Genomic DNA, 18,627 nt, shown 5'->3' on the forward strand with positions numbered 1-18,627 from the left:
ATGAACGAGATGATGTTACTGGGCGCAGGCCCGATGATGAGCAGTGTGGAAGTGGCCGAGTTGACCGGCAAACAGCATAAACACGTGCTGGAAGATATCCGCAAAATGCTGGTCGAAATTCAATCGGCCGAAAAGCCGGCTGGTTACCAGGACAGCATGGGACGTACCCAGCCGTGCCTAATGTTGGACAAAGAAGAAAGTCTCTGTCTGGTGGCTGGCTATAGCGCAGCGTTACGGATGCGGATCATTCGTCGCTGGCAGGAGCTGGAAGCAAGCCAAGCACCTGCAGTACCTCGCACTTATGCCGAGGCACTGCTTGAGGCCGGCCGGTTGGCATTGGAGCTGGATCAAGCGCAGTCCTTGATCGCAACTCAGGCTCCCAAGGCTGAGTTTGCCGATAGGGTGGCCGGTGCCGACAAGGGCACCTTGATCGGTAGTTTTGCCAAGACGGTTGGCCTTGGCCCGAAGCGGATCTTCTCCCTGTTGCGTGAGCTGCGGATCCTGATGGCGGGTGGCAACAGGCATAACCTGCCGTTTCAAGAGTATCTGGAGCGGGGCTATTTCACTGTGGCTGAGGTGCCCTATGAGGTTCACGGCGAAACCCGCCTTGGCTTTCAACCGCTGATCACCGGCAAGGGGCAGCAGTGGTTGACCAAGAAGCTGCTGGACACCGGGCATCTGAAAGGGGTGGCTGCATGATGCACTACTACGCCCAGCACACGGCGACCCGCGACTGGTACGCCCCGGTGCTGACCATCGAGGAGGTTGAGCGCACCAAGGAGGCGGGCATGCCCATCATGATCGCGCTCTACCTGATCGGGGAATACGGATTTGAATCGGTGGCCGAGCATGCGGCCCACGTTGTCGGGGTGGCGCTGACTCGCGCCGCCCATCACACCACCACCGGGAGGGGGAGGAAAGGATGAGTATCGAATGGATGTTGTTGGCCTTGATGCTGGCCTGGTTTGCGTTGCTGGGCTTGGTCTGGGTGCTGCTGCGCCAGTGGCTGGCAGAGGAGGTGGGCCCCGAGCTCGAATGGGATGAGTTCGAGGACGAGCCGAGACTGGTGTCGACCTGCCGTGAGCTCACCGAGCTGGCGGCGAAGGCCAAGGCGGCCAGTCATGGCTAAGGCGGGCTTCGTGGTGATGCTGGTGTTTGTGGCGCTGTTCCTGGCTGCGAACCTGTCGGTGGGCGCTCCCGCCGTGAACAACCTGGCCGAGGAGGCCCGTGATGACCATTAAACCAGTGGCAGAGGCAGGGTTGATCCTGCTGGATGGGGTGAAGGTGTATGTAGCTGGGCCCACGACCGGCTTCCCGGAGTTCAACCGGCCGACGTTCTTTGCCGCAGAGGAGCACCTGAAGTCGCTGGGGGCCAAGGTGATGAACCCCGCTATTCTGCCGGACGGATGGAGCCATGAGGCCTATATGCGGATCGCCATCCCGATGCTGATGGAATGCGAGGCGGTGGCCTTTCTCCCTGGCTGGCAGCAGAGCAGTGGCGCTCGTCGGGAGTTCACCAGGGCGCAGGCCTTTGGACTGGATCTGTACCAGTTGAGCGTGTGTGAAGTGGCCGGGCAATTCTGGATCAGTGGGATTGCACTACTGGATATATAACCAGTATTATTTTGGCCTAGGCCTACATCATGACAATCGGGAGAGTGACATGGCGGGAGATAGTAGTGCGGTAGTTATGTTCAGTAATGAGCAGTTCGGTTCTATCCGCATAGAGCAGGATGGCGAGCGGCTGTGGTTTGTAGCCTCTGACGTAGCGCGGGCGCTGGGTTATGAGAAAACCAACAGTATGAACAAGCTGATCGATGAAGAGGACAAGCGAAAAAGGGTGATCCAAAATGGAGTAAACTATGTAAATCAGTCGCTTATAACAGAGGCTGGGTTGTATCAGGCGATTATGTCCAGCACGCTACCAGCTGCCAAGGCGTTCAAGCGCTGGGTGATGAGCGAAGTGTTGCCAACCCTGCGCAAGACCGGCCAGTACCAGGTATCCACTGGTTCGACGGTCAATGTGGAAGCGGTACAGGTCGAGCTGCTGTTTGCTGAGACCGCTGCCCGCATGCTGAATGTGAGCAACTCCGGCAAGCTGGGCATGCTGCAGACCATCCAGCGCCAGCATGGCCTGCCGAACCTGCTGCCCTCTTACGCCATTGACGCGCCGAGCGATGCCACTGACGGCAGTTCGCGGACGACCTTCTCGGCTACCGAGGGCCTGAAGCAGCACGGGGTGACCATGGGGGTGCGCTATTTCAACGCCCTGCTCGAGTCCAATGGGCTGCTAGTCAAGATGAGCCGGCCGTCCAGCAAGACCGCGGACAAGCAGAAGGAGTTCTGGTCGATCACGCCGAAGGGGCTGCTGTTCGGCAAGAACATCGTGGATCCGCGCTGCCAACGGGAAACCGCGCCGCACTGGTACCAGAGCCGCTTCGCCGATCTGCTGGCCCGGGTGGGCCTGGGGAAGGTGGCGGCATGAACACCATATACAGTATTTCATCGCATTATTTTTACTGTATGTTGTGTTGTTTGTTTATTGAGCGTATTGTTTTTTCTGACATAAACACAACTGGAGGTGCGCTATGTCAGGTAAAAATCAGCATGTAGTACCAAGAGGTGATCAGTGGGCAGTACGAGGTGCTGGGAATTCGAAAGATACCTCTCACCATGCAACACAACAGGAAGCGTTTGAGGCTGCACGTGGTATTGCTCAAAATCAACGCAGTGAAGTACTTGTTCACAATGAGAAAGGGCAATTCCGTGAGAAAAACTCTTATGGAAATGATCCTTACCCACCTAAGGGCTAACAGACTGGGGACGTAAGTCCCCTTTATTGATTAACGCTGTCAGTCTGAAGCTGGCAGAGCCTTCAATTGTTTATTTATTGATACAACCATCTCCAAATAGCCGGCAAAATACCAAGTGTATTCCAGCGATCGGCTGAACCACTACCGTGAGGTAAAGGGGTCACATGAGCAAGTTTACTAGCCGCAGCGCGGCCAGAGCACACCATTTACAGCAGCAAGCCAGCAACCCTGCCGGAGCTGCCCTCAACGCCAGCGCCGAGCTGTTCCGTTCCATCGACACTTCCTGCCCGGGCCTGACCGCTGCCGAGGCTGCCCGCCGGGTCATTGCATCCGAATCCCACCTGCTGCGCCGCTCTGCCAGCTATCAGCTGTTGACCCGCCTGGGCCCGCTGCTGGACAAGCTCGATTTGGTGGAGAAGTTGGGGTGACACCGACTCAACCGGTATTTGTGCCGGAGATGGGGATGGTGCTGCTGCAGGTGGGTGAGGGGGTGGCCAAGTTGCGCGCTGCCCTTGGCAATCGCCCTGCGGTTTTGGTACCGGCCACGGAAGGGGGGGATCTGCTGGCCCAGTTCCCGGAGCTGGCCAGTGCCCTGCTCAATCCTGCCATCGTCAAGGCGGCCGGCGGCGAGCTGGCCTTGCGCAGCGTGGGCCAGTGCCTGATCGGCCATGGCTGCATCGGGGAGTCGGTCACTACCGAGATGGGTGGCCTGCCGCTGCCGCTGTGCTGGCACCACGACAACGAGTTTCGCGATGGCCAGCTGCCGTTCAACCCGGGTGAGCATGCTGTGGCCATCGCCCGGGCGCTGCTGACCCGGGTGGCGGGCTGGTGCGGGGTCGCCCTTGCCCAGCTGCAGGCGCGGGATCTCTGTTGGTGGGCCTGCGTGTACAAGGTGCAGGGTCTGCTGCCCATCGATGTGGTGCGCCACGCCTGCCGCCTGCCCCCGCGGGAACCTGAGCGGGTGCTGGTGCCTGGGCGCGGCTATCGGGAGACCGATGCCCGCTATCGGGTGAGCCAGACAGCACTGCTGGAGCACGACCCGCTGGCTGAGCTACGCAGCCGGATTTGCGCCAAGCCTGCGGTGAAGGCCATCGACCCGGATCCGCCGATGCTGCACATTCCCCGCCCCAAGATGAAGCGATGGGAGTCGGCCAACTATCTGGCGTTCGTGCGCCAGCTGCCGTGTGTAGTGACCGGCCAGGCCGATGGCATCGAGGCGCACCACGTAGTGGGACACGGGCTCAGTGTGATGGGCAGCAAGACCCATGACCTGATGACCTTCCCGCTCTGCCACCAGGCACACATGGAATTGCACAACAACGGTTGGCAGCAATGGGAGAAGACCCACGGCAGCCAGCTGGATCACGTCGCGATGACGTTAAACAAGGCCGCAGGCCTGGGAGTGTTTGGATGACGCCATACAGTGGGAAGGTGGTGAAGGCGCGGGCCCGCCCGCAGCCGGTACCGGGCACCATGAACAAGACCGAAGAGGCCTATGCCGGCCACCTGCGCCTGCTGATGCTGGCGGGGGAGGTGCTGCACTACGAATTCGAGCCGCTCAAGCTACGGCTGGCCGACAAGACCTTCTATACCCCCGATTTTATGGTGGTGCGCCGGGATGGGCTGATCGAGCTGCATGAGGTGAAGGGGTTCTGGGAGGATGACGCCCGGGTGAAGATCAAGGTGGCGGCCAAGCAGCACTGGATGTTCACCTTCGTCGGGGTGATGCGTAAAGGCGCCAACTGGTCACTGGAGGCATTCTGATGCGGCTCGAATACGCGATTTCAATAGGGGAGCCTCGCTCTGTGATGATCCAGGCTATTCAGTCCCGCTCGACCGGATCTTCTCACCTGACCCGGGCCGATGTGCTGGGGGCGCTCGGGCTGGTGCAGAAGTATGAAGGGGTGGGGCTGGCGCTGATCATGGCGCGCTACACCAAGGACAATGCCAGCCACCGTAAGGCCGTGCTGGGGGTGATGGCAGAGTGCAGCAAGTTGGCGCCCAAGTATGTGGGGGCCATCAAGGAGCGTGGCCAGGGCATGGCCCTGAAGGCGATCGCTGCAGTAGCGGTCCAGCACTACTGCCGCACCGTGGATACCCCAGGGGCATCCTGCCACCCGCAGTTCTGCCGGGGGCGCGGGGTGATCCGTGATCTGGAGCTGAGCCGCCTGCACGGCAAGGCCGTCGACAAGACCTGCCCGCGCTGCAACGGCACCGGCCTGCGCCCGATCCCTGGTACCCAGGTGCGCCGCGCCATTGAGCCGCTACTGGGCACGCTGAGCCGCGGTGAGTGGGAACGGCAGTGGTACCCGCTCTATCAGGCCGTGCTGGCTTGGTGCCATGTGCAGGAGAGCGAGGTGGAGTCGTTTTACAAGCGGGTGACGGCGGCATAGTCGCATGATGCTCATCTGTTCGTTGGTTTTTTTGGGGGGGCGACAGCGGTATTTTTGGAGGCATTTTTACTCGAAAACCCAAAGAAAATCAGAGCCTAAATACGATTTGAATTTTTCGCGCTAAGTTGTGAGGTTTTTTAGGTGATTTGTTGACTAGCATGCGCATCGCTGTCGAGTTGCACTATGTCGACAACACAGGTAATATTTGCAATGTAAAATAGTTACGCCAAATGGCGCGAAAAAAGGGGCCTAAGCCCCTTCCAGATCAAACGATCATTTTGACTACTTCTATGTGTTCAAGGCCTGGCAGCATGTGAACCCAAAGATGCAGCAAAATTTGCTCAAAAGCTAACGTCAGTGAAACGTCGATTAGCTTACCAAGTAGCCACTTCATATTTTGATGTGAAGTGGCTTTCTTTTTGTCGTCTTTCCGACTGTCTGTGCCGTCGTCGAGCATCATGCTCTCCTTCTGTTGGCGGGATTGTACTAATCCTGTAAACGTGGTTCTTCATCTCATTCTCCTTATCGTCCGCAGTGATTTGCCGTGTAGTGGCATCATCAAGCTATGGCCATTTGGGCCTGATGCGCTATTTTCCGATCATTCTTGTTGTTGGACAAGGCATGATTATCAATGTGACGAGAGTTTGACCAGTAAGCTTACGATTTTCACATTGGTTAGATACCCATCAGCTGTCCTACCCCCCTGTCTGTCTCCTATGATGGAGGGCCATCATTGCACTTCCCTCTTGGGGGATTTCCGCGCCAGTAGCGGATGGCTTTATAGGCAGCAATCTTGACATCACGACAATCAGATTTCGATCCATCGCCATTGTGTTAGTCGATTACACAATGGCGCGCCTCTGACTTTCATAAGGCTATCATTGGATCTTCTTTACGTGTGCACCTCAGTGGAGTGGCAAACCACCTCTGGTGGCAGCTATCTTGGTGATCAGTGAGGTAATCCAGTGGGATCGGCATGGATAGCAAATTGAGAGAGCCAGCATTGAAGGTGGCCGAGTGGGGGTTACAGCATGGGGAGTTCTTCGACTTGCACGCGGTAGTGGAGCTGCTGCAGGTACAGAGCGATTTGGCCAGCGACATTGTTCACTACCTACGTTATCTCAGCTACGTGGAGACAGTGGCAGAAACGCGGAGCTGTAAAAGAGAACCTGGGAAACGGAGCTCCCACCGGATTTTCATCAAGGTGGTCGCCATCCATCCAGAGCCACCTAGTAAGGCCCCACCCGCTAAAGTCGATGTTCTTCGCTCAAAGCTAGCCCAGCTTTCCAAGGTTATGCCTTCACCACGGGGAGCTCGCTGAATCAGGTGGTGTAGCCCGGCCGATAGTATTTTGTAGTCATGACTAGAGTACCTTGAGTCTCAGCAAGTTGGATCTGCGATAGTCTCAGGTCTATCAGGCTGTACTGGCCTAGTGCCATGTGCAGTAGAGCGAGGCGACGTCGTTTTACAAGCGGCTCTCGGCTGCGTACATGCTACCTGCTCCCTATCCGTGGGTTGCTCTGTAATTAAGAAGTGTTGCGAGGCAGCAGGCTGCGATCAACTTTTGAGTTTGCTTGTTCCTTTTCTTAAGCCATTGATTTATTTTGGTTATTTTATTTTAGTGATCATCATCAAGTTCCATCCAGATATTATTTTTAACTATCAGTTTGCTTGGTAAAGTGGCATTATACCGGGCATATATCTAAGGTGGATTCATATGAGTCTTTTGAACGACATCAAAGTCCCTGAGTTTCTGGAGCATACAAAGTCTCCGAACTACCAACTGAATGTTTCAAGTGGTGCTACTGTTAACGTGGTTCAAGACATGATTGAACTATCCTTTTTCGTTGACCGTGTTTCTTGTGTTCGCGAGAAGTTTGTTGCTGTAGATGGGGTCCCAGGCGGTGTATTGCCATCTGGTAACATTGAAGTTGTGCCGGTAAGAGAGCATGTTGCTGCATTGTCTTTAAATCTTGCTACTTTGAAGGCTTTAGGAGAGCTTCTTAGTAACGCAGCTTTAGAGATCGAGAAACAGCGGAGAGCTCAAGCGCAATGACTAACAGCATGACCAGTGCTATGAATGTAGTTACTTTGGCGACTAAGCCAACGGGGGGGAGACCAGAAGTTGTTGGAGTTCTTGATTTTCGTACATCCAACGAGATAGGTGCTTCCTCTTCCGGTAACTATGATGCTCATGCATGGTCTTCTAAGCCTTTTGCGTGTGCAGCTGCGCTGGCTTTAACTATAGGAATGGCACCGCCTGCCGATGCTCCAAGAAGTTACAGGTTGATTTCTACAATATCTATCCCTGTCGACGCGACTAGGCTTAAACGTCAGGATGATGATGACGGACTGTCTTCAGTGGGATACGATGAAAGAACAGTACGGGTGGATGTACATAGTGCCGAAGGGATAGCAGTTGGCACTGACTCCGGTGTTCACATGGAGGATGCTATGACTACATTCAATCACGAATGGCTACCGAAGGAACGGCAGCTTAGAGCCGCCATAAATTTAACATGTGGCCTTTTTCTTCTTGTATTGGTTGCCTTTGTCTTTTGGGGCGTCGGTGCAGGCTGGTTCCTTGCCTTGATCCCTGGTGCTATATCAGCTTTTGGAGTTGTAGGGTCTTGCGCAATTCAGCTTAATAAAATCAATGAAATGCGAGAGCTTGTTTTAGGTTCTAGTCGGAAGCATGTTGACCCATGAGTGACGAGCCTAAAGTCCCATATGAACAACTTTTAGATAGCCTTGGAAAGGCCATGCCTGAGTTGGCTGCCAGTTTTTTTTCCAAGTTTCCAGCAAAGGACAACCATAAGCTGAACTTGTATTCGGATGTGCTGGGGTTCCTTGCTGGATGCATCATCACTTGGATGATTCAGAAAAATTTTGGGCCTTATGCTAAAGTGAGTTTCTCATACGCAACAACAACAGTTCTGTGTCATGGACTAACATGGTTAATCTGGTTGCTGCTAGTTGGGCTGTGTTTGAGAACTACTTTTATTCGCTCCGAGGCAGCCATGAAACCTGAGGCAGCAAAACCTACCTCGAAAGAGGCGGCTTAGAATCAATCCTAAGCCTCCTCTTATCTCTATATGGCTAAGTTGCCAAAGGTAAATCCCCAATTGATGTTGTATAGCGAGGGCTCAGTTGCTCCCGTTTCATCATCCATTCCCTGGCACTCCCACCACGCGCCCCGAAATAGACCTTTCCCAAGTTCCCACGGTTGATCTTGTCAATCACTTGCATCAGCGCCTCGCTGTTCGGTGCCTGTTGCTCGCCGGCGAACAGATCCCCTTGCTGCATGCCGATGGGGGTGAAGTCGGCCAACATGACTCCCCCCTTCTGATAGCGGTGCCCATCTCGCCAGATATGGGAGAGCAGAGGAGAGATCAGGGCCAGCAGCGCCCGTGTGTCGTTGGTAGGTAGGGTCAGCTTGGTGCAGACTTGCTCGCCGTAATAGGGGGCCCGGTCGCTGAATGGGCTGGTCCGGATAAACAGGGTGACATGGCGGCAGCACATGCCCTCGGCCCTGAGCTTCTCGGCGGCCCGCTCCATGTAGCCGGCGAGGGCCTGATGCATGGTCCCCATGGCGGTGATCCGCTCACCAAAGGAGCGAGAGCAGATGATCTGCTGTTTGGCCTGCGCAAGCTGCTCGAGGTCCGCGCAGGGGATCCCCCGCAGTTCCTGCACCGTTCTCTCAACCACAACCCCATATTGGCGCCGCAGGCTCCTGGGGTCGGCTGCGACCAGTTCGGCCACCGTGCGGATCCCCTGAGATTCCAGCTTGGCCGTCAGCCGCCGGCCAATCCCCCATACTTCCTCGATCGGGGTAATAGCCATCAGCTTGGCCCGCCGGGCTTCATCGCGCAAGTCGACTACGCCGCCGGTGGCCGGCCATTTCTTGGCAGCGTAGTTCGCCAGCTTGGCCAGGGTCTTGGTGGGGCCGATGCCGACCCCAACGGTGAGCCCCGTCCACTGTTGCACCCGTTCGCGGATCTGGCGACCATATGCCACCAGGTCGCCGGCCCAGCTCTCGCTAAGTTCAACAAATGCCTCATCAATGCTGTAGACCTCGACTGTCGGCGCCATGCCTTCCAGGGTCGTCATCACACGCTGGGACATATCGCCATAGAGGGCGTAGTTGGAGCTGAACCAGATGCCGCCCTGCGCCTCGTAGGTATCCCGGATCTGGAAGTAGGGCACCCCCATCTTGATCCCCATGGCTTTGGCTTCGGCACTGCGGGCCACGACACAGCCATCGTTGTTGGAGAGCACCACGATAGGCCGCCCCTTGAGATCTGGCCGGAACAGACGTTCGCAGGAGGCATAGAAGTTGTTGACGTCGACCAGGGCGATGGCGGTTGGCATGGTTACCCCAGCTTGGTCTTGTGGAGCACGAAGGTGACGACCCCGAAGATTTCCAGCTCTTGGCCTTCTTGCGGGTATATCGGCGGAAAATCAGGGTTGGCTGGCAGCAGGGCGGGGCAGGGGTGCTCCTGCAGCTTCTTGACGGTGAACTCGCCATCCAGGCAGGCCAGCACAATGGAGCCTTGGCGTGCAGTGATAGCCCGGTCGATGATCAGCAGGTCACCATCATTGATGCCTTCTCCTACCATGCTGTGCCCACTGGCCCGCACATAGAAGGTGGCCGCCGGGTGCTCCACGCAGATCAGGTTGAGGTCGATGGTCTGCTCGATGTAGTCCTGCGCCGGGCTGGGGAAGCCACAGACGGCAGGCGAGAGGAACAGTGGCAGCTCAAGGCTGTCAGGAGATAGTGCTGGGATGGCGAACATGGATGTGGCTCGTTACTGTGTATTTGTACAGTATAGCAAGGGCTTTGACTGGCCGCATCGGGTGTCAGTTGAGGTGTACTTCAGTTTACTCTGGCGCCCGATCTGTCAATTAAAATCATTTTAGCGGCTAAAATGTCTTGGTCAGACATTCATTAACTCGGCGCCGGTTAAGGCATTTTATAAATACTATATAAGCAACTTGTGTTTGCCTATGGCGGCAAAGTGATTGCCATCGTTAAAGGGTTTTACGCTACGTTCTTAAAATCATTTTAGTGCTTGGTGAACTGTCCGCTTAAAACCATTTTTCGCAATGCATTCAATGTGAATGTTGGTACATGTGAACATCCTAACAATCAATATTGAAATCTTGATTATGGTCAACCGGTCATGATTATCTGATGCTGTGATAATATAATCATTGCAGTATCACAAAAGTAGATAGTCCATTAAAGTCAGGCAGCATGCAGGTTCGGCGGTGATTGGATGTATCGCATGGATTCAAAGGTGACCCATCAAGTTCGGCGCCGCCCTTCGTCAACATTGCAATCTTGAGGTGCAATCAGACTTGAAGCCTGTCAAAGCAAGCGCATTGCAGTTCGTTGTCAGATGTTCAATGACAGCATGGACGTAAGTGATTGGTGAGGATGGCCAAACCAGCAATGATGCGAAAGGGTATACGAGTGCTTTTATCAGGTAATTAAGCATGAATGAACATAGTCGATTCTATTGCCATGAATGTCTCACTAAGACATTGGTAGCTATTTCATGTATTGCTTTTCGAAAAAGTGTTAACTCGGGTTTATGGAAAGGGTAAACTTAAATCCACAGAGAGTGGAAAAATTCTACTCTTTGTAGAATCCGTACTGAACGAGAAAGTTTTTAATAACACCCCAGGATAATTTTTTCGTCTAAGTTATTGACATAACAAATTCCATATCTGTAAATTAGCGGCACTGGCAACTCATGCCTAATCACTCACGCATTCAAATTTTCATCCGAGCAGACGATGCCGGAGGCCCGTTATTATGTTGACGAAAGAATACCCACTGAATTATTGGCTGGGGAGAGGGATTTTCGCATGCGAAACTCATGAGGGTAATTTCATGGAGTTCCGCGTTGAACAACTGCTTGGAAATGGAAACTCGGCTCTCATGAAGGCGCTCTTGGAGCTGGAGAGATGCGGGAGAGATATGGGGGCATGTAGGGCAGAGCTGACCGCATTGCAGCAGATGGCTCGTGACGGTGGGTTGCTCGCTACGTTGGTTTATATCGCAGAACTGGAGTTGAGAAGAGATGATGGATATCAAGGGATTGGTCGGGCTATCCATGGCTGGGTATGGGATATATCTGCTGGCCAGTGGATCCGCCGTGGTGGTGGGCGGTAAGCATAACCTATTGCAGACGCAGGCCAGCATGTGCGTGCAAGGGTTGGATGGAAGTTTGCCAGGTCCGCTGGCAGAGCAGTGCTCAGTACTTTTTACCAAGCCTGTTAAGTTGGTAACACGCACAGCTGGCGGGGATGCTCTAATGGCTGGTGTACAGGTTACCCGTTATGACATGAGCCAGATCCATCATGCCGTTATGGTCGGGGCTCCGGACAGCATGGCGAGCGCCGCATCATTCGATGTGTGGTGGAACAATTTGCCGGTGGAAGGCAGTTGACAGCTAAAAGCAATTTTGTGTAGAGTGATTGCCAATGATGGAAGACTGCACCCTAACGGATGTGGTCTTTTTTGTTTTCTGATTCCAAACCTCGGCTGCGCCGGGGTTTTTTCGTTTCTGGAGCCCCGCGGGGTGGTGGGTATGAAGATGCCTGAAAAAGACCTGGGCCTGCTGGCCTGGCTGCTGGCCTGGGCCGATGCCCACTGGCCCGCTTTGTACGGCTTTATCCTGTCGGTGGTGATCTCCTGGTTGAGGGTGACCTACTCCGGCGGAGCGATACGGCAGCGCCTGCTGGAATCTGCCTTGTGTGGCGCTATTTCGCTGTCGGTGATGTCCGGGCTGGATCTGCTCGGCATTCCGGCAACGGCTTCTGGCTTTGTCGGCGGCTCTATCGGTTTTCTCGGGGTAGAGAAGATCCGTGAGTTTGCTGGTCGCATGCTGGATCGGAGGTTTGGCGATGGTCAAGGCTAACCGCATTTCACCGGATGGCGTTGCAGTGGCTCACTACTTCGAGAGCTGCAAGCTGAAGGCCTACCCTGACCCTGGCAGCAAGAACGGGGAGCCATGGACCATCGGCTGGGGGCATACCGGACCCGAAGTAAAGCCCGGGCTGGTGTGGACGCAGGAACAGGCTGATGCCGCGTTCCTGGTGGACATTGCACGCTTCGAGCGTGATGTGTTGTCGCTGGTCAAGGTGCCAGTCAATCAGGGCCAGTTCGATGCCCTGGTGCTGTTCGCCTACAACGTCGGCCCTGATATTGATGCCGACACCATCGCCGAAGGCCTGGGCGACTCCACCCTGCTGCGTAAGCTGAACGTCGGCGACTATGAAGGCGCGGCGCTCGAGTTCCGCAAGTGGAACAAGAACGACGGCAAGGTGATGCGCGGCCTTATCCGCCGACGTGCTGCCGAGGAATGCCTCTTCAGGGGAATGGGCGGCGCTGATGCCATCCGCAAGGGAGTAGCTGCTGCATGATGTATGCCCTTTTCCGCCGAATCCTTCCCTACTTGCTGGCGCTCGCCGGCTCACTGGCCTGCCTGTGGTTGGCCTATAGCCATGGGGTCAGCGTCACCGCCACCGAGTGGCAGGGCAAGTGGGACAAGCAGGCAACCGAACTGGCTACTGCGAGAGCTGATGCGGTTATTGCGGCCCGCGAGGCCGAGCAGCGCCGTCAGGCTGATATCGAGAAGGTAAGACATGACGCCGAACAAGAGATGGCCCGGGCTGAAAGTGACGCTGCTGCTGCCAGCGCTGTTGCTGCTGGGCTGCACGAGCAAGCCCGCCGATTGGCAGCAAGAGTCAGTCCGTGCGCCAGCCATTCCGGCGTTACCCAGTCAGGCGCTGCAGCCGGACAGCCCGCCGTGGTGTTCGCCGAGTTGCTCGGCCGGGCTGATGCGCGAGCGGGAGAGCTGGCAAGAGCGTATGACCGAGCTCGAACATCAGGTCTGGCCTGCCAAAGAGCCTACCTCTCCCTGACCTCACCCCATTAACCGAATTGCCGCACCGGAGTCACTCTCCAAAATGACGGGTCGTCCCGTGTAACAGCGCACCGGTGCGGCGCCCTATTTTATCCATCGCCGAGACCAATCATGGAAAACCAACACCGCCAGATCAAAGGTTACCGCGAGCTGAGCCAGGAAGAGATCGACCTGATGAACCGCATCAAGGAGAAGGGAACCGAGCTGCTGTCTCTGCACGCCTCGTTGGTAACCGTAATCGTCCAGCAGCAGGCTGCGGTAATGGTTTATGGCAGCGAAGAGGACCAAGCTCGTTTCTTTGAAGCAGAGGATCTTCACTGGGCGGCTATCGGTAAGAAAGACATCCAAACCGGCGTTATGGCGCTGGTTCGTGCTGTTGCCCAGCCTGCCGGTGTGTGATGCCACCACGTATTAAGCAGATCTGCCGGGCCAAAGGGTGTCATGCACTGACCGATGCCCCAGGCGGGTATTGTGCAGACCATGCGGGGCAGGCTGTCGGCTGGCGGCGTGTCGCTGCCAAGTCATCATCCGAGCGTGGCTATGGTACCAGCTGGCGCAAGCGCCGCGAGCGCATCATGCAGCGAGATCGCGGATTGTGTCAGCCCTGCATACGCAAGGGGATCATTACCTCCGCCTATGCCGTTGACCACATCGTGCCAAAGGCCGCAGGCGGCACGGATGACGATACCAACCTCGAGGCCATCTGCCGGTGCTGTCACAAGCAGAAGACGCAGCAGGAGGCCTCCGCTGGCCGCCACGGGCAATCCTGAGGGGAGGGGGGGGATCAAATCCTTCCACCTTTTCGCCTTCGTGACTGCCAGCCCGGTCAGATTTTTATACCCGCGAAATTAAAAATTTAAATGGAGGGCGCGATGGCAGGGGCACCAAGAGCGCCTGGTCAAGGTCGCAAGCCCAAACCGACGGCGCTGAAGCGGCTGGCCGGCAACCCTGGCAAGCGCTCGCTGAACAACGCCGAGCCCACCTTCACCCCGCTGCTCTATGTCGCATGCCCTGAATGGCTGGCAGAGGATCAGTGGGCCCCGACCATGTGGGACATGGTGATCCGTGAGCTCTGCGGTGCCGAGGTGCTCTGTGTCACCGACCTGCACAACCTCGAGGCCTTCTGCGCGGCATACTCGCGCTGGCGCAGAGCGGAAATCGAGATCGCCAAACATGGCCTGGTTGTCGAAGGGGCAACCGGCGGGCCGGTCAAAAACCCCGCCTGTACGGTGGCCAACGAATCACTCAAGCAGATGACCAGCTACGGCTCTCTGCTTGGGCTGGACCCGTCCAGCCGCTCACGCCTGATCGGAGGCAACAAGAAACAGGGAGGGGGGAACCCGTTCGCAGCTTTGTAGGGATGACCGATGGCAACACGCAAAAGTTATCCCTATGTCAACGTGGCAAACGGCTACGCCCGCGACGTGGTGCGCGGCAAGATCCCCGCCTGTCGCTATGTCATCCAGGCCTGCCAGCGCCACCTCGATGATCTGGCCAAAGAGAAGTCGGCCAAGTTTCGGTTTCGGTTCGACAAGGACAAGGCAGAGCGAGCCGCCACATTTATCCAGCTCATGCCCCATACCAAGGGGGAGTGGGCGTTCAAGCGCCAGACCCTGAACCTTGAGCCGTGGCAAATGTTCATCATCTGCTGCGTCTTTGGCTGGGTGCGCAAGGGGAGCGGCCTGCGCCGCTTCCGCGAGGTCTACAACGAGATCCCGCGTAAAAACGGCAAGTCGGCGCTCTCTGCGCCGGTCGGCCTCTACTGCTTCGCGGCAGACAACGAATTTGGCGCCGAGGTTTACTCCGGCGCCACCACAGAAAAACAGGCGTGGGAGGTGTTTCGCCCCGCCCGCCTGATGGCCAAGCGCACCCAGGCGCTACTCGATCACTTTGGTATCGAGGTCAACGCCAGCAACCTGAATATCCCCTCTGACGGCGCCCGCTTCGAGCCGCTGATTGGCAACCCAGGTGATGGCCAGTCGCCATCCTGTGCCATCGTGGATGAATACCACGAGCACGACACGGATGACCTCTACACCACCATGATCACCGGTATGGGCGCCCGCCGCCAACCGCTGATGTGGGTCATCACCACTGCTGGCTACAACATCGATGGCCCCTGCTACGACAAGCGGCGGGAGGTGATCGAAATGCTGGCGGGCACGGTGCCAGATGATGAGCTGTTCGGCATCATCTACACCATTGACGAGGGTGACGACTGGACTGACCCCAAGGTGTTGGCCAAGGCCAACCCCAACATGGGCGTCTCCGTCTACTCCGAATACCTGCTGGCACAACAGGCCAAGGCCATCAAGTCGGCCCGCTTTGCCAACATCTTCAAGACCAAGCACCTCAACGTCTGGGTGTCGGCCAAAACTGCCTACTACAACATGGAGGCATGGAAGGCCTGCGAAGATCGCAGTCTGACGCTGGAGCAGTTCGAGGGGCAGGAGCTGATCCTCTCGTTCGACCTTGCCCGCAAGCTTGACATGAACTCCATGGCCAGACTGTTCTGGCGAGATATTGACGGCAAGCGCCACTACTACTCGATAGCCCCAGAGTTCTGGGTACCGGAAGATACGGCCTTCAACACCGACAACCGGCGACTGGCAGAGCGTTACCAGAAATGGATGAACCTTGGCGAGCTCAGCACCACAGAAGGTGCCGAGATCGACTATCGCGAAATCCTGGCCGTAGCCAAAGAGGCGGCCGCCAGTGGCAACGTGCTGGAAGTCCCGCTCGACCCGGCAGGCGCAACCGCACTGGCTCACGATCTGGCAGATGAGGGATTGACCCCCATCTCCATCACCCAGAACTACACCAACATGAGCGACCCGATGCGAGAGCTGGAGGCCGCCATTCAGTCCGGCCGTTTCCATCACGATGGCAACAGCCTGATGACCTGGTGTATCGGCAACGTGATCGGTAAGAACCTGCCCGGTAACGATGATGTGGTGCGCCCGGTCAAGGAGTCTGCTGATCAGAAAATTGACGGCGCTGTCGCGCTCATGATGGCCATCGGCCGCGCCATGGTCGCGGGCCGCGGCAATACCAAATCCATTTACGAAACCACGGACGTCCTATGCTGATGAACATCATCGCCTTTCTGGTGGGCCTGCTGGGTGCCGCCGCGCTGACCTATGGCGCCTGGCTCTGGTCTGCCCCGCTCGGCTGGGTGGTCGGTGGCCTGTTGGCGCTGGTCTGGTCTGCCTGGTTGAGTCGTGCCATCGCCTGGCACCAAAACAACAAACAGCGAGGTGGTGACTGATGTTCTTCCCATTCCTGTTTGAGCGCAGGGGTGGCGGTGGCAACTTCAGTCAGTGGATCTCGAGCGTAGGGGCGCGGCGCAGCAAGGCAGGCGTCATGGTCACGCCGGAGTCTGCGCTGGCGCAGGGCACTGTCCGCGCCTGCGTCACCCTGCTGGCTGAATCCATTGCCCAGCTACCGTGCGAGCTCTACCAGCGTAGCGACGATAGCCGCACCCGGGCGGCCGACCACCCGCTGTACGACATCATCCACGCCTGCCCCAACCAGAAAGACACCTGCTTCGAATTCAACGAGCAGCGCATGGGCCACCTCGGCCTGCGCGGCAACAGCTACAGCCTGATCGAGCGCAGTGGCGACGGCTATATCACCGAGCTGATCCCGGTAAATCCGGACAAGATCATGGTGCTCAAGGGGCCTGACGGGCTGCCTTACTATCAACTGCTGGATGGTAGCAACCAGATCCTGCCGATGCGGATGGTGCATCACGTCAAGGCCTTCAGTCTGGATGGTTACCTCGGCGTCTCGCCGATCCAGAGCAATCCGGATGCAATCGGGCTGGCCATGGCGGTGGATGAGCATGCCGGATCGGTATTTGCCAACGGCACCACCCTGTCAGGAACAATCGAAACCCCCGGCAAGCCATTCACAACCCAAGAGTCACTGGAGCAGTTCAAGGCGAAGTTTGTTGATGCCTACGCTGGGGCTCGCAACTCTTTCGGCGTGGCCATCCTGCAGGACGGCTTGAGCTACAAACAGATGGCGATGACCAACGAGCAGAGCCAACTGCTCGAGTCGCGCAAATATGGCGCCATCGAAATCTGCCGCCTATACAAGGTCCCGCCGCACATGATCGGCGAGCTGGATCGGGCAACCAACAACAACATCGAGCATCAGGGGCTGCAGTTCGTCATCTACACCCTGCTGCCGTGGGTCAAACGCATTGAGGCCGCCATGATGCGCGACCTGCTGCTGCCGCGTGAGCGCAAAGACCTCTATATCGAGTTCAACCTCTCCGGCCTGCTGCGGGCAGACCAGAAGTCCCGTTACGAGTCATACGCCCTCGGCCGCCAGTGGGGCTGGCTCAGCGTCAACGATATCCGCCGGTTGGAAAACCTGCCCCCGATCCAGGGTGGCGATATCTACCTGACCCCGCTCAACATGGTCTCTACCGGCAAGCTGCCGCAAGGCATCACCCAGGCGACCCAGGAACAAATCACGGAAATCGAGGCCATCCTATGCCGAAGCTGATGATCAACTACCCGCACCTGGCCAGCCAGGTGTTCGGGTGTCCGCTCTATGTCACCCAGGAGGTGCTGGCAGGGGTCAAGAGCCTGCTGATGCCCCGCATGCTGGGCAGCCAGATTGAGGTGATGGCCGCCGATTACCTGTCGGATGCGCTGGAGCCCAAACAGCTCGAGGCCCGCAGCGAATCGCAGTACCGCGTGGAAGGGCTGGCGGTGATCCCGCTGCACGGCATTCTGGTAGCGCGGCGCGGTCAAATCGATGGCGCCTGCACCGAACTGACCAGTTACGAGTGGGCGCGGTCGCAGATCGCCACGGCCCTCGCCGACGAGCGGGTCAAAGAGATCGTGCTCGATATCAACTCCGGCGGTGGCCATGCGGTCGGCTGCAAGGAGCTGGCCGACTACATCTATGCCAAGCGCAGCGTCAAGCCGATCACCGCGCTGGTCAACTTCTCAGCCTACTCGGCGGCCTACTTCATTGCCTCAGCCTGTAGCAAGGTGGTGGTCAGCGAAACCGGCGGCTGCGGCTCTGTTGGCGTCATCATGGAGCACATGGAGGTGAGCAAGTGGGAGGAGGAGGTTGGGCTCAAGTTCACCACCTTCTACCGCGGTGCCCGCAAAAAGGACGGCACCCCCCACGAGCCCCTCAGCGATGGCGCCATGGCGGCCATCAACCACCGCATGGATCAGGCCTACGACCTGTTTATCAGCTCAGTGGCCCGCTATCGCGGCCTGTCCGTCGAGCAGGTGAAAGCCACCGAGGCCACCCTCTACAGCGGTGCAGAGGCGGTCAACAACGGTCTGGCCGACGAACTGGCCAACCCGCAGGATTATCTCAACGGCCTGGCCGCCAGCGTGGCCAAGCCGACCAAACCGGCGCAAAGCATCGGCCTGCGGGCCCGCGCCATCGAATTGCAGAACCAGTTCTAGCCCAGCGGCGGAACCCATCCAACAAGCCCCGAAAGGGGCTTTT

Annotated in this window: 27 protein-coding genes; 24 read left to right on the forward strand and 3 right to left on the reverse strand. The window is 57.1% G+C overall.

All coding sequences use genetic code 11. The annotated features are described in order from the left end of the window. From AACW87_RS19120 to AACW87_RS19165, 10 genes are all read left to right on the forward strand, one after another. Positions 1-699, forward strand: a complete 699-nt coding sequence (locus AACW87_RS19120) for a phage antirepressor KilAC domain-containing protein (protein ID WP_241325838.1) — start codon at positions 1-3, stop codon at positions 697-699. Then, on the forward strand, positions 696-926 hold the full coding sequence (locus AACW87_RS19125; protein WP_241325839.1) for a hypothetical protein: 231 nt from the start codon (positions 696-698) through the stop codon (positions 924-926). The genes AACW87_RS19120 and AACW87_RS19125 overlap by 4 nt, the downstream gene beginning before the upstream one ends. Next, positions 923-1,129 (forward strand): hypothetical protein, encoded by a 207-nt coding sequence (locus AACW87_RS19130; RefSeq protein ID WP_241325840.1) that lies wholly within the window; start codon positions 923-925, stop codon positions 1,127-1,129. The genes AACW87_RS19125 and AACW87_RS19130 overlap by 4 nt, the downstream gene beginning before the upstream one ends. A 101-nt stretch (positions 1,130-1,230) precedes the next feature. Then, a complete protein-coding gene (locus AACW87_RS19135; RefSeq protein WP_241325841.1) occupies positions 1,231-1,614 on the forward strand; it encodes a DUF4406 domain-containing protein in 384 nt (127 codons plus the stop codon). A gap of 49 nt (positions 1,615-1,663) precedes the next feature. After that, on the forward strand, positions 1,664-2,485 hold the full coding sequence (locus tag AACW87_RS19140) for a BRO-N domain-containing protein (protein WP_241325842.1): 822 nt from the start codon (positions 1,664-1,666) through the stop codon (positions 2,483-2,485). 103 nt (positions 2,486-2,588) lie between these two features. Beyond that, entirely contained in the window at positions 2,589-2,813 is a 225-nt protein-coding gene (locus AACW87_RS19145) for a DUF2188 domain-containing protein (RefSeq protein ID WP_241325843.1), read from the forward strand. 164 nt (positions 2,814-2,977) lie between these two features. Then, entirely contained in the window at positions 2,978-3,241 is a 264-nt protein-coding gene (locus AACW87_RS19150; RefSeq protein WP_241325844.1) for a hypothetical protein, read from the forward strand. Continuing rightward, positions 3,238-4,227, forward strand: coding sequence for a DUF968 domain-containing protein (locus tag AACW87_RS19155; protein ID WP_241325845.1), 990 nt, complete (start codon positions 3,238-3,240; stop codon positions 4,225-4,227). Before AACW87_RS19150 ends, AACW87_RS19155 begins: the two co-directional genes overlap by 4 nt. Further along, complete coding sequence (locus AACW87_RS19160; RefSeq protein ID WP_241325846.1) at positions 4,224-4,577, forward strand: DUF1064 domain-containing protein; 354 nt, start codon at positions 4,224-4,226, stop codon at positions 4,575-4,577. Before AACW87_RS19155 ends, AACW87_RS19160 begins: the two co-directional genes overlap by 4 nt. 44 nt (positions 4,578-4,621) lie before the next feature. Further along, positions 4,622-5,206 carry an antitermination protein Q gene (locus AACW87_RS19165; RefSeq protein ID WP_241325847.1) on the forward strand — a complete coding sequence of 195 codons (585 nt, stop codon included), beginning with the start codon at positions 4,622-4,624 and terminating at the stop codon, positions 5,204-5,206. Positions 5,207-5,471: 265 nt separating this feature from the next. On the opposite strand, the gene AACW87_RS19170 is transcribed toward AACW87_RS19165, so the two are convergent. Continuing rightward, a complete protein-coding gene (locus tag AACW87_RS19170; protein ID WP_339385747.1) occupies positions 5,472-5,663 on the reverse strand; it encodes a hypothetical protein in 192 nt (63 codons plus the stop codon). Positions 5,664-6,923: 1,260 nt separating this feature from the next. Here AACW87_RS19170 and AACW87_RS19175 point away from each other — a divergent pair. Genes AACW87_RS19175 through AACW87_RS19185 form a run of 3 tightly spaced genes read left to right on the forward strand, consistent with a single transcriptional unit; the run spans position 6,924 to position 8,271 of the window. After that, entirely contained in the window at positions 6,924-7,262 is a 339-nt protein-coding gene (locus tag AACW87_RS19175) for a hypothetical protein (RefSeq protein ID WP_241325849.1), read from the forward strand. Between the two features lie 8 nt (positions 7,263-7,270). Continuing rightward, positions 7,271-7,915, forward strand: coding sequence for a hypothetical protein (locus AACW87_RS19180; RefSeq protein ID WP_241325850.1), 645 nt, complete (start codon positions 7,271-7,273; stop codon positions 7,913-7,915). Then, a complete protein-coding gene (locus tag AACW87_RS19185; RefSeq protein ID WP_241325851.1) occupies positions 7,912-8,271 on the forward strand; it encodes a hypothetical protein in 360 nt (119 codons plus the stop codon). The genes AACW87_RS19180 and AACW87_RS19185 overlap by 4 nt, the downstream gene beginning before the upstream one ends. Before the next feature lie 34 nt (positions 8,272-8,305). Here the strand turns inward: AACW87_RS19185 and umuC are convergent, their stop codons facing one another. Both umuC and umuD read right to left on the reverse strand, forming a co-directional pair. Continuing rightward, the gene (umuC, locus tag AACW87_RS19190) at positions 8,306-9,577 is read right to left on the reverse strand and encodes a translesion error-prone DNA polymerase V subunit UmuC (protein WP_241325852.1); all 1,272 of its coding nucleotides are present in this window, start codon (positions 9,575-9,577) and stop codon (positions 8,306-8,308) included. 2 nt (positions 9,578-9,579) lie between these two features. Beyond that, on the reverse strand, positions 9,580-10,002 hold the full coding sequence (gene umuD / locus AACW87_RS19195; protein ID WP_241325853.1) for a translesion error-prone DNA polymerase V autoproteolytic subunit: 423 nt from the start codon (positions 10,000-10,002) through the stop codon (positions 9,580-9,582). A gap of 1,293 nt (positions 10,003-11,295) precedes the next feature. Between umuD and AACW87_RS19200 the strand changes: the two genes are divergently transcribed. From AACW87_RS19200 to AACW87_RS19250, 11 genes are all read left to right on the forward strand, one after another. Further along, complete coding sequence (locus AACW87_RS19200) at positions 11,296-11,664, forward strand: hypothetical protein (RefSeq protein ID WP_241325854.1); 369 nt, start codon at positions 11,296-11,298, stop codon at positions 11,662-11,664. Positions 11,665-11,805: 141 nt separating this feature from the next. Next, positions 11,806-12,135, forward strand: a complete 330-nt coding sequence (locus AACW87_RS19205; RefSeq protein WP_241325855.1) for a phage holin, lambda family — start codon at positions 11,806-11,808, stop codon at positions 12,133-12,135. Then, the gene (locus tag AACW87_RS19210; RefSeq protein ID WP_241325951.1) at positions 12,122-12,640 is read left to right on the forward strand and encodes a lysozyme; all 519 of its coding nucleotides are present in this window, start codon (positions 12,122-12,124) and stop codon (positions 12,638-12,640) included. The genes AACW87_RS19205 and AACW87_RS19210 overlap by 14 nt, the downstream gene beginning before the upstream one ends. Further along, positions 12,637-13,155: a DUF2514 domain-containing protein gene (locus AACW87_RS19215; RefSeq protein WP_241325856.1), complete on the forward strand. Its 519-nt coding sequence runs from the start codon at positions 12,637-12,639 to the stop codon at positions 13,153-13,155. The genes AACW87_RS19210 and AACW87_RS19215 overlap by 4 nt, the downstream gene beginning before the upstream one ends. A 99-nt stretch (positions 13,156-13,254) precedes the next feature. Further along, complete coding sequence (locus AACW87_RS19220; protein ID WP_241325857.1) at positions 13,255-13,542, forward strand: Acb2/Tad1 domain-containing protein; 288 nt, start codon at positions 13,255-13,257, stop codon at positions 13,540-13,542. Next, a complete protein-coding gene (locus tag AACW87_RS19225) occupies positions 13,542-13,913 on the forward strand; it encodes an HNH endonuclease (protein ID WP_241325858.1) in 372 nt (123 codons plus the stop codon). Before AACW87_RS19220 ends, AACW87_RS19225 begins: the two co-directional genes overlap by 1 nt. 102 nt (positions 13,914-14,015) lie before the next feature. Next, positions 14,016-14,501, forward strand: a complete 486-nt coding sequence (locus AACW87_RS19230) for a phage terminase small subunit P27 family (protein WP_241325859.1) — start codon at positions 14,016-14,018, stop codon at positions 14,499-14,501. 9 nt (positions 14,502-14,510) lie between these two features. Then, the gene (locus AACW87_RS19235; protein WP_241325860.1) at positions 14,511-16,232 is read left to right on the forward strand and encodes a terminase large subunit; all 1,722 of its coding nucleotides are present in this window, start codon (positions 14,511-14,513) and stop codon (positions 16,230-16,232) included. Further along, positions 16,226-16,411: a hypothetical protein gene (locus AACW87_RS19240; RefSeq protein WP_241325861.1), complete on the forward strand. Its 186-nt coding sequence runs from the start codon at positions 16,226-16,228 to the stop codon at positions 16,409-16,411. The genes AACW87_RS19235 and AACW87_RS19240 overlap by 7 nt, the downstream gene beginning before the upstream one ends. Next, positions 16,411-17,658 carry a phage portal protein gene (locus tag AACW87_RS19245; RefSeq protein WP_241325862.1) on the forward strand — a complete coding sequence of 416 codons (1,248 nt, stop codon included), beginning with the start codon at positions 16,411-16,413 and terminating at the stop codon, positions 17,656-17,658. The genes AACW87_RS19240 and AACW87_RS19245 overlap by 1 nt, the downstream gene beginning before the upstream one ends. Continuing rightward, complete coding sequence (locus tag AACW87_RS19250; RefSeq protein ID WP_241325863.1) at positions 17,646-18,584, forward strand: S49 family peptidase; 939 nt, start codon at positions 17,646-17,648, stop codon at positions 18,582-18,584. The genes AACW87_RS19245 and AACW87_RS19250 overlap by 13 nt, the downstream gene beginning before the upstream one ends. Positions 18,585-18,627 lie beyond the last annotated feature (43 nt).

It is taken from the genome of Aeromonas sp. MR7, assembly GCF_963899385.1.
Classification (GTDB): domain Bacteria; phylum Pseudomonadota; class Gammaproteobacteria; order Enterobacterales; family Aeromonadaceae; genus Aeromonas; species Aeromonas bestiarum.

Excerpts from the sequence above, each read along its gene's own strand:
- AACW87_RS19120 (WP_241325838.1), top strand. The coding sequence starts at position 1 with ATGAACGAGATGATGTTACTGGGCGCAGGCCCGATGATGAGCAGTGTG.
- AACW87_RS19125 (WP_241325839.1), top strand. The coding sequence starts at position 696 with ATGATGCACTACTACGCCCAGCACACGGCGACCCGCGACTGGTACGCC.
- AACW87_RS19130 (WP_241325840.1), top strand. The coding sequence starts at position 923 with ATGAGTATCGAATGGATGTTGTTGGCCTTGATGCTGGCCTGGTTTGCG.
- AACW87_RS19135 (WP_241325841.1), top strand. The coding sequence starts at position 1,231 with ATGACCATTAAACCAGTGGCAGAGGCAGGGTTGATCCTGCTGGATGGG.
- AACW87_RS19140 (WP_241325842.1), top strand. The coding sequence starts at position 1,664 with ATGGCGGGAGATAGTAGTGCGGTAGTTATGTTCAGTAATGAGCAGTTC.
- AACW87_RS19145 (WP_241325843.1), top strand. The coding sequence starts at position 2,589 with ATGTCAGGTAAAAATCAGCATGTAGTACCAAGAGGTGATCAGTGGGCA.
- AACW87_RS19150 (WP_241325844.1), top strand. The coding sequence starts at position 2,978 with ATGAGCAAGTTTACTAGCCGCAGCGCGGCCAGAGCACACCATTTACAG.
- AACW87_RS19160 (WP_241325846.1), top strand. The coding sequence starts at position 4,224 with ATGACGCCATACAGTGGGAAGGTGGTGAAGGCGCGGGCCCGCCCGCAG.
- AACW87_RS19165 (WP_241325847.1), top strand. The coding sequence starts at position 4,622 with ATGATCCAGGCTATTCAGTCCCGCTCGACCGGATCTTCTCACCTGACC.
- AACW87_RS19170 (WP_339385747.1), bottom strand. The coding sequence starts at position 5,663 with ATGCTCGACGACGGCACAGACAGTCGGAAAGACGACAAAAAGAAAGCC.
- AACW87_RS19175 (WP_241325849.1), top strand. The coding sequence starts at position 6,924 with ATGAGTCTTTTGAACGACATCAAAGTCCCTGAGTTTCTGGAGCATACA.
- AACW87_RS19180 (WP_241325850.1), top strand. The coding sequence starts at position 7,271 with ATGACCAGTGCTATGAATGTAGTTACTTTGGCGACTAAGCCAACGGGG.
- AACW87_RS19185 (WP_241325851.1), top strand. The coding sequence starts at position 7,912 with ATGAGTGACGAGCCTAAAGTCCCATATGAACAACTTTTAGATAGCCTT.
- umuC (WP_241325852.1), bottom strand. The coding sequence starts at position 9,577 with ATGCCAACCGCCATCGCCCTGGTCGACGTCAACAACTTCTATGCCTCC.
- umuD (WP_241325853.1), bottom strand. The coding sequence starts at position 10,002 with ATGTTCGCCATCCCAGCACTATCTCCTGACAGCCTTGAGCTGCCACTG.
- AACW87_RS19200 (WP_241325854.1), top strand. The coding sequence starts at position 11,296 with ATGATGGATATCAAGGGATTGGTCGGGCTATCCATGGCTGGGTATGGG.
- AACW87_RS19205 (WP_241325855.1), top strand. The coding sequence starts at position 11,806 with ATGAAGATGCCTGAAAAAGACCTGGGCCTGCTGGCCTGGCTGCTGGCC.
- AACW87_RS19210 (WP_241325951.1), top strand. The coding sequence starts at position 12,122 with ATGGTCAAGGCTAACCGCATTTCACCGGATGGCGTTGCAGTGGCTCAC.
- AACW87_RS19215 (WP_241325856.1), top strand. The coding sequence starts at position 12,637 with ATGATGTATGCCCTTTTCCGCCGAATCCTTCCCTACTTGCTGGCGCTC.
- AACW87_RS19220 (WP_241325857.1), top strand. The coding sequence starts at position 13,255 with ATGGAAAACCAACACCGCCAGATCAAAGGTTACCGCGAGCTGAGCCAG.
- AACW87_RS19225 (WP_241325858.1), top strand. The coding sequence starts at position 13,542 with ATGCCACCACGTATTAAGCAGATCTGCCGGGCCAAAGGGTGTCATGCA.
- AACW87_RS19230 (WP_241325859.1), top strand. The coding sequence starts at position 14,016 with ATGGCAGGGGCACCAAGAGCGCCTGGTCAAGGTCGCAAGCCCAAACCG.
- AACW87_RS19235 (WP_241325860.1), top strand. The coding sequence starts at position 14,511 with ATGGCAACACGCAAAAGTTATCCCTATGTCAACGTGGCAAACGGCTAC.
- AACW87_RS19240 (WP_241325861.1), top strand. The coding sequence starts at position 16,226 with ATGCTGATGAACATCATCGCCTTTCTGGTGGGCCTGCTGGGTGCCGCC.
- AACW87_RS19245 (WP_241325862.1), top strand. The coding sequence starts at position 16,411 with ATGTTCTTCCCATTCCTGTTTGAGCGCAGGGGTGGCGGTGGCAACTTC.
- AACW87_RS19250 (WP_241325863.1), top strand. The coding sequence starts at position 17,646 with ATGCCGAAGCTGATGATCAACTACCCGCACCTGGCCAGCCAGGTGTTC.